Below are 13,612 nucleotides of genomic sequence, written 5' to 3' on the forward strand. Positions count from 1 at the left end.
TCCCGGCCCGACGAGCCGGCGGTGAACGATCACAACGCGGCGGCGGGGAAACGAACGGCCGTTGTCCGCGATCGCGGGGGCGCGCACGGTGTTGCTCAGCCGGCCAGTCCGCTAGCGGCTGACCGGCATGTATTCGTTTCCCTTCCCTGCAAGGAGAATACTCGTGGATCGGAAATCAACCCGACGGCGCCTGCCCTGCCTGGTCGCCATCGCCGCCGCCTTCGCCACCGCGGTCGCGCTGCCGGCCCCGGCAATGGCCACCGGTGATCAGTCCACGCCCCACGGGCTGATCAAGACCGAGGAGCACACCCAGGTCAAGGAGGTCGCACCGGCACGTGCCCCGCTGAGCGCCACACCGCTGGCGACGAAGAAGCTCAACTACACGCAGCAGGTGCAGCAGCAGAACCAGTGGTGCTGGGCCGCGACCGGCGCCAGCATCGAGCAGACCCTCGGCGTGACCGTCAGCCAGCAGGCGTTCTGCGCCGCCGGCAAGGGCTCGTCGGCGGGCTACTGCCCCAACCAGGCCGCCCAGATCCCGGAGATCGTGCGCGGCTTCCGGGGCACCGGCTTCAACGCCCAGGACGCCCGCGGGCCGATCGGCTTCGCCTCGATCACCCAGCAGATCGACGCCGGCATCCCGCACCTCACCGGCATCTACTGGACCTCCGGCGGCGGGCACGCCGAGGTGATCTACGGCTACGACAGCACCAACCAGTCCGTCTTCATCGGCGACCCGTGGCCGAGCTACCAGCGTTACCAGACCTGGACCTACAACCAGTACCGCAGCAACAGCCGGTTCCGCTGGAACGACACCATCGTGAACATCACCAAGGCTTAAGGAGTCGTGGTCGTGGTCTGCCGGAAGTCGTCCGTCTTCGCGCTGGTCGCACTCGCCATGGTCGCGTTCTCCATGGCCCTCTTCAGCTCCTCGGCTTCGGCGCGGGAGGCGGTGTCGCCGCCGTCCCCGGAGGACTTCGCCGCCGCGCTCGGTGCCGCGAAGACGCCCGCGGCGATCAGTTTCGCGAAGACCAACTTCCGGCAGGTCCACGGCGTGGAGCCGAGCACGGTGACCGTCGCCGACCACGGCGTGGCGGCCTACGTGCTCAACCCGGACTTCGTCCGGGGCGTCGCCGGTGCACCGGCCGGGGTGTTGCAGTACATCGCGGTGACCGCCGTCGCGGACAACGGGGTCCGCGCCACCCTGCGGGCCAACCCGGAGGACGGCGGGGACTGGGTGGTCGGCAGCGTGTTCTCCGGCGACGACGAGGAGGTGCTGAGCCAACGGCTGCGGCCCGGTTCGGTGCTGCTGAACGAACCGCAGATCAACGGCTGGTACGAGCTGACCCCGACCGGGGTGGCGCTGCTCCAGGCGAGCCTCCCGCAGTCGGAGGTGGGCGAGTTCATCCCGATCGCGGAGTACCGGAAGCAGGTGCGGGCACGCTACGGGGACAAGCTGCCGGGCTCGGACTACGAGAAGAACCGGGGTCTCGGCTTCACCCGGCAGGACGACGCCGCCGCACCGCCGACCGATCGCGGGCCGTCGGCGGCGGAGCTGGGGCTGCCGATCGCCGGTGCGGTCGTGCTGCTGGCGTTCGCGGTGGTGGTGTTCCGGCGGTACCGCTACTCCCACAGGAAGTCCACGCCCGCCAGCGAGGGGTCCAGGGCTTCGAAGTAGGCGCAGGCGAACCCGTCCGGCCCGCACAGCAACGGCTCGCTGACCGTGGGCGTGAGACCCTCGCGCGCCCGCTCCACCCGCGTGCAGCGGACCGGCAGCATCGCCGGGTCGAAGTAGAGCCGGATCAGGTAGGTCTGCATCCGCCCCCGGATCACCCGGTAGAACGTCGGTGCCCGGACCGGCGTGGTGCAGACCAGGGTGAAGCTGAAGATGTGCACGTCACCCTCGGTGAGCTTGCGGTCGAAGAGGAGCTCGAACACCATCCCCGCCGAGGACCGCTGCTTGCGCACCCGGCCGACCCGGCACCCGTCGCCGGCGCGGAGCCGAACGGTGTCGATGTCGGCCTCCGGCTCGCTCTGGTGGGTCACCACGAAGCCGTCCGGCCCGGACCGCCGGGCCCGCACCGCCATGGTGGACGTCATCTCCGCGATCTCGCCGGTCGAGGTCAGCCGCACGTCGTCGAAGACGGTGACCACTTCGAGGTCGGAGTTGCACGGGCTGCCGGAAACGCCGTCGAACTCGTCCAGCAGCGCCCCGGTGGGCGCCCAGCTCTGGCTCAGCTCCGCGATCGACAGCACCCGCCGGTCGAGGCCGGGGGCGCGCTGGTGGGGCCCGGTGAGCACCACCAGGCTGTCCTCCGGGAGCTGGAGCACGCGTTCCAGGGCCCGCACGGTGTCCAGCGCGCGTGGTACCGCCGGGTGCCGCAGCCCGCGCTGCCAATAGCTCAGGGTCGACTGGGCGATGGTGATGTCGTGCGATCTCAGGTGGGCGCGCAACCGGGACAACGACAGCCCCCGTCGCCGGATGGCCGCGGCCAACGCGCGGTCGAACGGCCCGTAGCGCAGCGCCTGGGCCAGATCGCCCGGCGGAACGGGAGCGGGTTGGGCACCTGCGAGCACCTGAACGTCATGACGCATGGGTTACCTCACGCTGCCGCGGCATCGCGGCCTGGGTACCGATGATCAGGCGGCTGCACGCACTCTAAGTCACGAGCCGGGTGGCCGGCCAACCTGCGAAAGTCGGTTGCGACGCCCCTGCGGGGTGGCGGGCCGGGCGCGGCGGCGGTTCAGGCCGGTGCCGGAGCGTCGTCGCACCGGTCGATGGCACGCAGGTCCCGCTTGTGCGTCTCGCCGCCCACGAGGCCGAGCAGGGCCGGCACCCCGGTCGCGATCATCAGCGTCAATGCTCGGTGACTCTGCCGGACCGGGGCCCCCGGGAGTGGTGATCCGCGCGTGCGCGGGACGAGTCGACATTCGTCCCGCGCACGCGACCGCGCCGTCCGGGCGCACCAGCGGTCTCGCCGCGTCCACCGAGAACGCGCGACAAGGTGGCCGCGCGACAGGGTGGCCGCGCGGCCGTCGGCTACAGCGGGGTCTCGGCCTTGCCGCCGCGGACCGCGATGGAGCCGGCCACCGCCACCACCGAGAGGATCGCCGCGAGCAGGATCGCCATGTGCACGCCACCCATCTCGGCGCTCGCCGCGGACTGGCCGGACGTGGCCAGGTCGGCGGCACGCGCGCTCATCACGCTCACCAGCAGGGCCACCCCCGCCGCAGCCGCCAACTGCTGGGTCGTGCTGAAGATCGCACTGCCGTGGGAGTAGAGCCGAGCCGGCAGGGCGCCCAGACCGGCGGAGAACAGCGGCGTGAACGAGAACGCCAGGCCCAGGCTCAGCACCAGGTGGAACACCAGCACCAGCGCGGCGGGCGTCGAGCTGCCGAAACCGGTCGCGAACCAGAGGGACGCGCTGGTCGCGACCGTGCCGATGATGAGCAGGATGCGCGGGCCCACCCGGTCGTAGAGCCGGCCCACGAACGGCGACAGCAGGCCCATCAACAGGCCGCCGGGCAGCAGCAGCAGGCCGGTGGCCAGCGGGTCGAGCTTCAGCACGTTCTGGATGTAGATCGGCAGGACCGTCGCGACACCGAGCAGCAGCGCCATCATCACCATCATGAGCCCGCTGGCCAGGGTGAACGTGCGGGAGGCGAAGGTCCGCAGGTCGAGCAGGGCGCGCTCGTGGCGCTGCAGGGAGACCTGCCGCAGCACGAACGCCGTGATACCCGCCGCGCCGACCGCGAGCGACGCCCACAGGGTGGCGGTGGACCCCTCGCCGGTGTGCCCGATGCTCGACAGGCCGTAGACCAGCCCACCGAAACCGAACACCGACAGCACGACCGACAGCACGTCGATCGGCGTGCTGCTCGTCTCGCCGATGCGCTTCACCCGGCGCAGGCCCAGGGCCAGCGTCGTCAACGAGATCGGCAGCACCACCCAGAACATGGCGCGCCAGCCGAACAGGTCGAGCACCACACCCGACACGGTGGGGCCGATGGCGGGCGCGACGGAGATCACGATGGAGATGTTGCCCATCACGGCACCGCGGCGGGCCGCCGGCACGAGCGTCATCACGGTCGTCATCAGCAGCGGGAGCATGATCGCGGTGCCGCACGCCTGCACGACGCGCGCCGTGAGCAGCACCGGGAAGCCCGGCGCCAGGGCCGCCAGCAGGGTGCCCGCGCTGAACAGGCTCATCGCCACGCCGTACAGCACGCGCGTCGGCACCCGTTGGATCAGGTAGCCGGTGATCGGGATGACCACCGACATGGTCAGCAGGAAGCCGGCGGTGAGCCACTGCCCCACGGCCGCCGTGACGTGCAGATCGGTCAGCAGGACCGGAAGTGCGACGCTCATGATCGTTTCGTTCAGGATGACCACGAACGTGGCCACCAGCAGTACACCGATCACCAAGCGATCGCTGCGGCTCAGTGCGGGCGGCGACGCCACGGCGTCGGACACACCTGCGGAAGTCATGCGGAATCCCCCAGAGAAGAAAAACGGGCGCGAGAAAGGGCAGCGGCGCCCCGAACCCCGTCCACCCTACCTGCGCACCTCACGCCGCATACGTGCATTTTCGGTGCCGCCGGCCCTGAGGTAAGCGCGCTCACAGTGGCGAAACCACGAGCGCGGAGCGGAGTTCGGTGCCACGCTGCCCGGCGTCGGCGCCCCTGCCGGAGTGCAGGGTCGTGGCCTCACAGACGGCGGGGTGGGGTGGTGGCCGCCCGCGAACGCGCACGGTCGAGCAGCGACAGCAGGGGTCCGGTCAGGGCTGTGGTGACGAGGGCCATCACCACCAGCGCCAGGAACATCGGCGGCGTCACGATTCCCGCGCTGTAGCCGACCTGGAGGACGATCAGCTCGGTGAGCCCCCTGGTGTTCATCAGCACTCCGACGCGGACGGAGGTCCAACGGGACTCGCCACCGAGGCGGGCACCGAGGTAGCCGCCGCCGACCTTGCCGAGGATGCCGAGTCCGGTGGCCAGCCCCAGCAGCGCCCAGGGCGCCGCCCCGAACCCGGCGGTGAGCACGGTCACCCCCGTGACCACGAAGAACACCGGCACGAGCGACCGGCCACCCCTGGTCACGGTCGCCACCACGGCGTCCCACACCGGCGAGTTCGCCGGGATCGCGAGTCCGAACAGGACCGCGCCGAAGATCATCGTCACACCGACCGCCTCCGCGGTCAGTGCCGCCGCGATCGAGGCCACCGCCACGGCGACCGTCGCGGAGCGCGGATACCCGCCCGCCCACGCGCCCGCGGCCCGGGTGCGCAGGATCCGCCCGAGCACCAGCACCACCAGGACCGCCGCGACCATGGTCGCCAGCATCTGCAGCAGGCCCGCGAGGCTCCTGGTGTTGAGCCCGAGCACGACCGACAGCAGCACCCAGCCGGCGGCGTCGAGGATGATCGCCCCGGTGAGGGCCAGTCGCCCCTCTCGCGATCCGGTCAAGCCCTGGTCGGCCAGGATGCGCGCCAGCACCGGGACCGCCGTGATGGACAGCCCCACCGCGATGAACAGCACGAACGCGGGCAGCGGCGCGGTTCCCCGCAGCGCCGGGTCGTCGACGAGCAGCACCCAGCCGGCCAGCAGCCCCCCGGCGCACAGCGAGGGCACCAGCGAGCCGGCCACGATGCCGGCGACCACCCGGCGGCCGAACCGGACCGGCCCGGTGCGCAGCTCGTGGGTCAGGCCCAGCAGGAACAGCGCGAGCCCCGCCTCACCGAGCAGCTTCAGCCCGTGCAGCACGTCGCCGGGCAGCAGCACGGCGAAGGCGTCCGCGCCGGCCAGGGCGTGCAGGGCCGGGCCGACCAGCAGCCCGCCGGTGATCTCGCCGACCACCTCCGGCTGGCGCAGGCGCCTGGCCGTGATCCGGCCGAGCCAGGCCAGCAGGAGCACGATCGCCGTCCACGCGAGCAGGTGCCCGAGGAACAGCGCGACACCGCCGACGCTCATCGATCGCCACCTGTGTCCGTGGAGGCCGGTTCGGCGGGGTGGCTTTCGGCGTACGTCCAGACCCGCACCGAGGGGGACGCCTCGCCGGAGGGCCGTGGACGCTGCCGGGCGCTCTCGGGCACCGTGCCGAGGTAGACGAAGCCGACCACACCGTCGTGCTCGCCGAGGCCGAGTGCGCGCTTGACGGCCGGGTCGGTCGCCGCCGCCCCGGTCACCCACTTCGAGCCGAACCCGCACGCGGTCGCGGCGAGCAGCAGGTTCTGGGTGGCCGCCGCCACCGCGGCGAACTGCTCGTGCACCGGGATCCGCCCGTCGAGCCGAGGGCGGCAGGCGACGACGAGGCACACCGGCGCACGGGACGCCTTGGCGCGTTCCTTCGCCAGCCGTTCCGGGTCGACCGGTTCACCGGTCTCCCGACAGCGGCGTGCGTACGCCGAGGCCAGCACGTCGCCGAAGGCCGCGGCGCTCTCCGCCGGGATCAGGGTGAACGACCACGGCCGGCAGCGCCCGTGGTCGGGCGCCTGCGCCGCGGCCTCCAGCATCCGGCCCAGCTGCACCGGGTCGGGCCCCGGTCCGACCAGCCGGGCCGCGGACCGCCGCGCGGCGATCACGTCCAGCGTGCTCATCGTCTGCTCCACCGGTTCCTCCTGTCCCGGATCGGCGGCCAGGCCGCACTGGTCCGGTGTGTGCCATGAAGTCCTCCGCTACCGGTAACAGCGCGTCCCCCGGGCGGAACAGCGAAATGTGATCACCGGCCACGTCGTACGGTGATCGACCTGTCCACGGTCATGTCGCGGGGCGGTGGCGGGGGCTTCACGACCCGGAGGCGGTCGGGGCTCCCCCGTCGGCCTTCCGCTGCCAGTGGGTGCGGTTGTCGCGGGTGGTGACGGTGTGGGGGTGGTCGGGGCCCAACACGCGCTCGCAGTCGGCCGCCAGCGCCTTGAACGCGGACGCCGCACCGACCGCGTCACCGGCCGTACCCCGCCAGTGCGCGAGGTTGTTGCGGGCGGTGAAGGTGTCGGGGTGGTCCGGCCCCAGCACCCGGAGGAACTCGGTCAGCAGCGCCTCGTACTCCGCGACCGCGCCGGCGACGTCACCGGCCGCACCTCGCCAGCGGGCGACGTTGCTGCGGGTGATCAGCGTCTCGGGGTGGTCAGGGCCCAGCACGCGCCGGCAGTCGGCCAGCAACGCCTCGAACGCGGACACCGCGCCCACCACGTCACCGGCCGTACCCCGCCAGTGCGCGAGGTTGTTGCGGGTCGTGAGGGTGTGGGGGTGATCGGGGCCCAGCACCCGCAGGCGGTCGGCCAGCAGCGCTTCGAACCCGGCGACCGCGCCGGCCGCGTCACCGGCCTCGCCCCTCAGGTCGGCGAGGTTGTTGCGGGTGGCGAGCGTGTCGGGGTGGTCGCGGCCCAGCACCCGCAGGCAGTCGACCAGCAGCACGTCGAACGCGGACACCGCACCGGCCACGTCACCGGCCTCACCCCGCCAGCGGGCGAGGTTGTTGCGGGTGGCGAGCGTGTCGGGGTGATCGGGGCCGAGCACCCGCAGGCAGTCGGCCAGCAACACCTCGTAGTCGGCGACCGCGCCCGTCGTGTCGCCGCCCGCGCCCCGCCAGGACGCCAGGTCGTGGCGGGCCACCAGGGTGTCGGGGTGGTCGGGACCGAGGTGTGCCCGCGCCTGGCGGTGGAGGTGGTCGAAGTGCGAGATGACGGCGGTGACCTGGCCGGTCTCGCCGAGGGATCGTCCGCTGCGGAACAGCAGCGGGTGGCACTCGGGGGACCAGAGCGCCGGGGTGGTGCGGGCGTGCAGTGCGTCGGTGGCCGAGCGCAGCGCCTGCGCGAGGTCGGGGTCGGTGGTGTCGATGTCGGGCCAGATCGCCAGCAGGGCGTCGGCTGCGACGTGCGCGAGCCGGTGGAGGCCGCCGGAGGTCAGGGTGTCGCGGACGGCGCGCTGGACCAGGGTGTGGACGGTGACCGTGCGGGCGGGACGTGTCGTGTCCAGGTCGATCAGGTTGAGGCGGTGCAGGCACCCGAGGCCGTCCTCCACCGTGCTCGGGCCGACCTCGCCGCCGGCTGTCGTCGCCAGGTGCCGGCGCACGGACGCGCTGGTGAACAGCACGAGCGGGGTGCCGTTGGGATCCAGCAGGCTCGCCAGTTCCAGCAGCGGCCGGGCCAACCCCTCCGGTGGTAGCCGGTCGGCGCACTCGACCGACAGCGACCACGTGGCCGCCACGGTGGCCTGGTGCTCGTCGGGCAACTCCGCCGCCGGGGGCACCACGTCGGCCAGCGAGTTCCGCCGCCCGGCCAGCCTCGCCCGGTATCCCGACACGGTCAGCAGCGGTTTGTGCGTGATGAACGCCGCCGCCTGCGCCAGCGCCAACGGCAGGAACCCCAGGTCCGCCGCCAGGCCCCGCACCTGCTCCGCACCCGCCGTGTCGACGGCGCGGCGCGGCAGCGCCCTCGTGAGGTAGCCCAGCGCCTCGCCCTCGGTGAACACCCCCAACTCGACCACCCGGCACCGCCCGCAGGCGGACACCGCGTCACGCCGCCGGGTGGTCACCACCACCTGCCCCGACGAGCTGCCGGGTGGCCACAGGTCCCTCAGGTCCCAGGGGTCGCGCACGTCGTCGAGCACCACCAGCCACCGGCGTCCGGTCGCCGCCAACCACGACCGCAGCGACTGCGCGGCCTCCTCCGGCACCCGGTCCGCGATGCCGGGATCGTCCCCGCACAACACCTTCCGTGCCGCCTCCGCATACGCGGTCACCACACCGTCCCGGGTCGACGCGGACACCCACACCGCCACATCGACCGAGGCGTCCCGCCACGTCCGCCAGGCGTGGTGTGCCGCGAGTTGCGACTTCCCGACCCCGCCCAGTCCCGACACCACCGCGGGCGAACCGGCCCCGACCAGCACGGCGGACTCGCCCGCCGCCAACGCCCCGGCCAACTCCGCACCAGCCGCGCGGTCCTGGAAGTGGTCGACCCCGCGCGGTGGGACACCGACTCTCACCGGCCACGACACCCGACGCGGCGCGGGTGGGCGGTGGACGTGTAGATCCTGCCCGGCCTGGAAGACGATCGCCGATCCCGAAGCCACACCGACCTGGCCGACTCCTCCTGCGCTGCCGTCCCGTCCCGCGCTCACCGAAAGCCGTCCACCCTCCGACACGATCAGGCGCGTGCCGACCGTTCCAGTGGCCCGGCCCGTCCACTAGAACGCGAATCGGCCCCGGCATCAACGCACGAATGCGGTTATCCGGTCGACCGGAACGCGGCTCGCCCGAACGTCCGCCGTGCCGCCGGACGGATGTGCCAACCGGGTTGGTCCGGGTGCAGGCTTCGGTGTTCTCGTCAGAGCCGCGGCACAAGAAGTCCACAAAGGACGGTTGTGTCGAACTCGGCGGCCGGTACCGCCGACCACCGCGATAGGCGGCGTGGAATCGGTCGCACGGGCCTAGCGTGGTGGTGCTGTACGGGCTCGGGAGGGTGGCGATCGTGGTGGACGTGGCACGCGGGGAAGCGACGACCGTGGTGGTCGTCGGCGCGGGGGTGGCGGGGCTCACGGTGGCGAACCTGCTGCACCGGAACGGAATCGGGTGCGTGGTGCTCGAACGGCACAGCCGTGCGCGCGTGGAGCGGCGGCAGCGGGCGGGAGTGCTCGACTTCGCCGCCGAGCAGGTCTACCTGCGGTCCGGTCTGGGCGACCGGCTGCTGTCGGGAGCGCCCCGGTCCGGACTGCTCGAATTCCGGGTGGACGGCGTGCCCCGGCTGTTCGACGCCGACCTGCACACCGACGGGCGGGCCGGTCGGCTGATACCGCAACAGCTGCTGGTGCGGCGACTCGTCTCGACGCTGCTCGACAACGGCGGGGAGGTGCGCTTCTCGGCGGCCGACGTGGCGCTGCACGACGTCGACGGCGCTCGGCCGCACGTCACCTACCGCGACCCGGACGGCGTCGCGCACCGACTCGACGCCGACTACGTCGCCGGGTGCGACGGCTTCCACGGCGTCAGCCGGGCCCGCATCCCGCCGGAGGTGCTGACCACCTACCGGCACTCGGACGACGTCGGCTGGTTCACGGTGCTGGCCGACTCGCCACCGCCGCGCCACCCGCTGCTGGCGATCAACCGGCACGGGTTCGCGGCGCACTTCGGGCGCGGGCCGGGGGCGAGCCGGTTCTACCTCCAGTGCCCGCCCGGCGACGACCTGGGTTCGTGGACCGATGAACGGGTGTGGCGGCAGTTGCGGTTGCGGCTGGCCGACGACGGTCTGCCGGACGGCCCGATCGTCGACAAGGCGGTCGTCGACGCGCGCAGCTTCGTGGTCGACCCGATGTCCCACGGCAGGCTGTTCCTCGTCGGGGACGCGGCGCACATCGTCCCCCCGATGGGCGGCAAGGGCATGAACCTCGCGATCGCCGACGCCGACGTGCTGGCGCGAGCGCTGACCGCCGCCGTGCGCGACGGCGACGACGGCCGGTTGCGCGAGTACTCCCCCACCTGTCTGCGCAGGGTGTGGAACGACCAGGAGTTCTCGCGGTGGATGACCGAGATGGTGTTCCACGGCGCGGACGAGACCACCGCGGGCCCGTTCCGCCGGCAACTCGCCCGGTCGCGCATCGACCGCCTCTTCACCTCCTCCGCCGCCGCCAGGGCTTTCGCGGAACTGATGGCCGGCACGGCATGACGCCAGGCGGCGCGCCAGCCTCGGCACGAGCCCGGGTGTGTCGGCCGCCGGGTGGCACCCGGCTCAGTCGGTGGCGCCCGAGTCGCCCTGCCCGTCGAGTGCGTCCAGTTGCCGCTGCACCCGTTCGACGTCGGCGTCGCGGCCTTGGGCGCGGTACAGCTCCAGCGCCTCCCGCCAGACCGCGCGGGCCTCTTCGGGTCGGCCGAGGGCGGCGTGGGGGTGGCCCAGGTCGGCGAGCGCGTCGGCGGCGAAATAGGTGTTGTCGTGCCGGCGGTACAGGGCGAGGGCCTGTTGGTAGTGCCGGATGGCCTCGGCGTGGTGCCCGGTGTGGTGGGCGATGTAGCCGAGGCTGTCCAGGGAGGCGGCCTCGCCGGCGGGGTCCTGGTGGCGGTGGTAGAGGGCGAGGGCGGCCTCGCAGTGTTCGCGGGCGGTCTCGTACTCGCCCATCCGGGCGGCGTACCAGCCCACGTCGTTGAGCGCGTCGGCTTCCCCCACCGGCCGGGCCAGGGCGCGGAAGAGGTCCAGGGCCCGGATGGAGTGGTCCAGGGCCTTCCGGTCGTCCCCGGACAGCTCGAATGCCCCGGCGAGCACCCGGTGGGTCTCGGCCTGCTGCAACAGGTCCTGGTGGTGTTCGGCCAGGGCGATCGCCTCGCGCAGGTGCCCGATCGCTTCCTCGTGCCGCCTGAGGTTGGTGTAGGCGAGGCCGAGGTGCCGGTGGGCGACGACGCGGGTGGCCGGGTCGGGCAGGTGGGCGGCGGCGGCCAGCCCGGTCCGCCACCCGGCGAGCTGGTCGTAGAGGTGTCCCCGCCGCTGGTAGAAGGTGCCCAGGGTCCACGCCAGCTGCCACACCGCGTGGTGCCAGTGGTGGGTCGTGGCGGTGTGCTGGGCGGCCAGCAGGTTGGGGTACTCGGCGTCGAACCAGGCCATCGCCGCCGGGACGTCGGGCAGCGGGTGGGGCCGGACGCCGGGGACGGGCGGGTCGAGCCGGATCGGCGGTCGGTCGGGGTGCAGGAGGCGGGCGGCGGCGTAGGCGGTGTGCGTGTAGAAGTCCAGCAGTCGCCGCAACCCCGCCTCCCGCGCCTGCTCGGTCAGTTCACGGCGGGCGGTGGTGGTGGCGTAGGAGCGGATCAGGTCGTGCATGTGGTACCGGCCGCGGTTGTCCCGGGTGAGCAGCGAGGCTTGTTCCAGTCCGCGCAGCACCGTCATGGTCTCCCTGGGGGACAGGCCGGTGAGGCCGGCGACCGCGGGCAGGTCGATGTCGGGTCCGGTCGCCATGCCCAGCAGGGCGAACGCGGTGGCCTGGTCGGGTGGCAGGGCGCGGTAGGACCAGGACAGGACCGCGGGCAGGCTGGCGGTGGGGTCGTCGTCGTCCAGCGCGCCGAGGCCCAGGTCGCGCAGTTCCTCCGCCAGGGTGGCCATGGGTTGGTCGAGCCGGGTGTGGGCGCGGGCCGCGACGATGCCCAGGGCCAGCGGGAACCCGCCGCACAGGCGGATCAGTTCCGCCACCGCGGCGGGCTCGGCCCGGACGCGTCCGGCGCCCAGGCGGGCGCTCAGCAGGGCGCGGGCCTCGTCGTCGGACAGCACGTCCAGGGGCACGTGGTGGGCGCCGTGCCCGGCTGTCAGGCCGGCCAGCCGGCTGCGGCTGGTGACCAGCACGGTGCACGAGGCCCCACCGGGCAGCAGCGGACCGACCTGGCCGGCGTCGGCGGCGTTGTCGGCCACGATCAGCACCCGCTTGTCCGCCACCAGGCTGCGGAACAGGGCGGTCTGGGCGTGCGCGTCGACGGGCAGCCGGGCCGGCTCCACGCCCAGGGCGTGCAGGAACCCGCGCACCACCACCGCCGGGTCCATCGGCGCGCTGTCGGGGCTGAACCCGCGCAGGTCGACGAACAGCTGGCCGTCGGGGAAGCGGTCGGCGTGCCGGTGCGCCCAGTGCAGGGCCAGCCACGTCTTGCCGATGCCGCCGGTGCCGGCGATCGCGGAGATCACCACCGTGCGCCCGGCCGCCGCGTCGTCCAAGGCGGTCGTGAGGGCGGCGAGTTCGCGGTCGCGACCGGTGAAGTGCTGGGGCGCCGCGGGCAACTGCCGGGGTACCGCCACCGGCTCGGCCGCCCGTCCGCCGGGCGGGCCAGGCCAGGTGGGATCGGACGGGGTGGGGCCGGACAGGGCGGGGTCGGCGGCCACGATCCGTCGGTGCAGCTCGCGCAGCGGCGCACCGGGGTCGGTGCCCAACTGCTCCGCCAGCCGTTCACGGAGCCGCTCGTAGTGCTCCAGGGCGTCCGCCGACCGCCCGGCCCGGTGCAGCGCCAGCAGGTACTGGCCGGCCACCCGCTCGTCCGACGGGTACCGCGCGGTCCGCGCGGACAGCTCCACCACCAGCTCCCCGCCCTCGCCCGCGCGCAGCCTGGCGTCGACCAGGTCGTGCTCGGCGGACAGCTGCTCCTGCCGCAACCGGACGCGTTCGGCCTCCGCCCACTCGCCGGTCAGGCCGGTCAACGGCTCGCCGCGCCACAGTCCCAGCGCCTCGGTCAGCAGCGCCACGTCGTCGGCACCGCTGCGGGCGCACAGGTCGCGGAACCGGTGCAGGTCCACCGCCGGTTCGGGCTGGTCCACGACCAGGGCGTAGCCGCCCGACCGGTGGACGATGTCCACCGTGTCCGCGACCGCGAGCACCCGACGCAGCCGGGAGACGTAGCTGTGCAGCGTCGCCGCTCCCCGGCGCGGCACGGCAGGCGCCCACACCCGTTCCACCAGGCGGTCCACCGACACCACGCGGCCGACGTCCACCGCCAACGCCGCCAGCACGCAGCGCTGCCTGACCGGCCCGAGGTCCACCGCCCGCCCGTCGACGCGCGCGGTCACCTCGCCCAGCAGACCGAACTCCACCCCCATGGTCCGTCGCTCCTTCGCACGCGCGGAAGTCACCCGGTCACTTCTCGCCTCGGGAGCCACGC

9 protein-coding genes are annotated in these 13,612 nt (G+C 73.3%); 3 read left to right on the plus strand and 6 right to left on the minus strand.

Annotated features, from left to right (window positions below; genetic code table 11):
- Nucleotides 1–163 precede the first annotated feature (163 nt).
- Together FHS29_RS02145 and FHS29_RS02150 are read left to right on the plus strand one after the other, a co-directional pair.
- Nucleotides 164–838, plus strand: a complete 675-nt coding sequence (locus tag FHS29_RS02145) for a papain-like cysteine protease family protein (protein WP_312864706.1) — start codon at nucleotides 164–166, stop codon at nucleotides 836–838.
- A gap of 12 nt (nucleotides 839–850) precedes the next feature.
- On the plus strand, nucleotides 851–1,675 hold the full coding sequence (locus FHS29_RS02150) for a hypothetical protein (RefSeq protein ID WP_184687664.1): 825 nt from the start codon (nucleotides 851–853) through the stop codon (nucleotides 1,673–1,675).
- Here the strand turns inward: FHS29_RS02150 and FHS29_RS02155 are convergent.
- The 5 genes from FHS29_RS02155 to fxsT all read right to left on the minus strand — a co-directional run bounded on the left by FHS29_RS02155 (nucleotide 1,621) and on the right by fxsT (nucleotide 8,982).
- Nucleotides 1,621–2,592, minus strand: a complete 972-nt coding sequence (locus tag FHS29_RS02155; RefSeq protein WP_184687666.1) for an XRE family transcriptional regulator — start codon at nucleotides 2,590–2,592, stop codon at nucleotides 1,621–1,623. The two genes, FHS29_RS02150 and FHS29_RS02155, sit on opposite strands and share 55 nt — an antisense overlap.
- A 445-nt stretch (nucleotides 2,593–3,037) precedes the next feature.
- Nucleotides 3,038–4,486: a DHA2 family efflux MFS transporter permease subunit gene (locus FHS29_RS02160; RefSeq protein WP_184687668.1), complete on the minus strand. Its 1,449-nt coding sequence runs from the start codon at nucleotides 4,484–4,486 to the stop codon at nucleotides 3,038–3,040.
- 218 nt (nucleotides 4,487–4,704) lie between these two features.
- Nucleotides 4,705–5,967: a cation:proton antiporter gene (locus FHS29_RS02165; RefSeq protein ID WP_184687670.1), complete on the minus strand. Its 1,263-nt coding sequence runs from the start codon at nucleotides 5,965–5,967 to the stop codon at nucleotides 4,705–4,707.
- Nucleotides 5,964–6,593: a nitroreductase family protein gene (locus FHS29_RS02170; protein ID WP_184687672.1), complete on the minus strand. Its 630-nt coding sequence runs from the start codon at nucleotides 6,591–6,593 to the stop codon at nucleotides 5,964–5,966. Before FHS29_RS02170 ends, FHS29_RS02165 begins: the two co-directional genes overlap by 4 nt.
- 187 nt (nucleotides 6,594–6,780) lie before the next feature.
- Nucleotides 6,781–8,982, minus strand: a complete 2,202-nt coding sequence (gene fxsT, locus FHS29_RS02175; protein WP_184687674.1) for an FxSxx-COOH system tetratricopeptide repeat protein — start codon at nucleotides 8,980–8,982, stop codon at nucleotides 6,781–6,783.
- 449 nt (nucleotides 8,983–9,431) lie between these two features.
- Here fxsT and FHS29_RS02180 point away from each other — a divergent pair, with 449 nt between their 5' ends.
- Nucleotides 9,432–10,658, plus strand: a complete 1,227-nt coding sequence (locus FHS29_RS02180; protein ID WP_312864707.1) for a 4-hydroxybenzoate 3-monooxygenase — start codon at nucleotides 9,432–9,434, stop codon at nucleotides 10,656–10,658.
- 63 nt (nucleotides 10,659–10,721) lie between these two features.
- Here the strand turns inward: FHS29_RS02180 and FHS29_RS02185 are convergent, their stop codons facing one another.
- Nucleotides 10,722–13,550, minus strand: a complete 2,829-nt coding sequence (locus FHS29_RS02185) for an AfsR/SARP family transcriptional regulator (protein WP_184687675.1) — start codon at nucleotides 13,548–13,550, stop codon at nucleotides 10,722–10,724.
- Nucleotides 13,551–13,612 lie beyond the last annotated feature (62 nt).

The organism is Saccharothrix tamanrassetensis, assembly GCF_014203665.1.
GTDB lineage: Bacteria > Actinomycetota > Actinomycetes > Mycobacteriales > Pseudonocardiaceae > Actinosynnema > Actinosynnema tamanrassetense.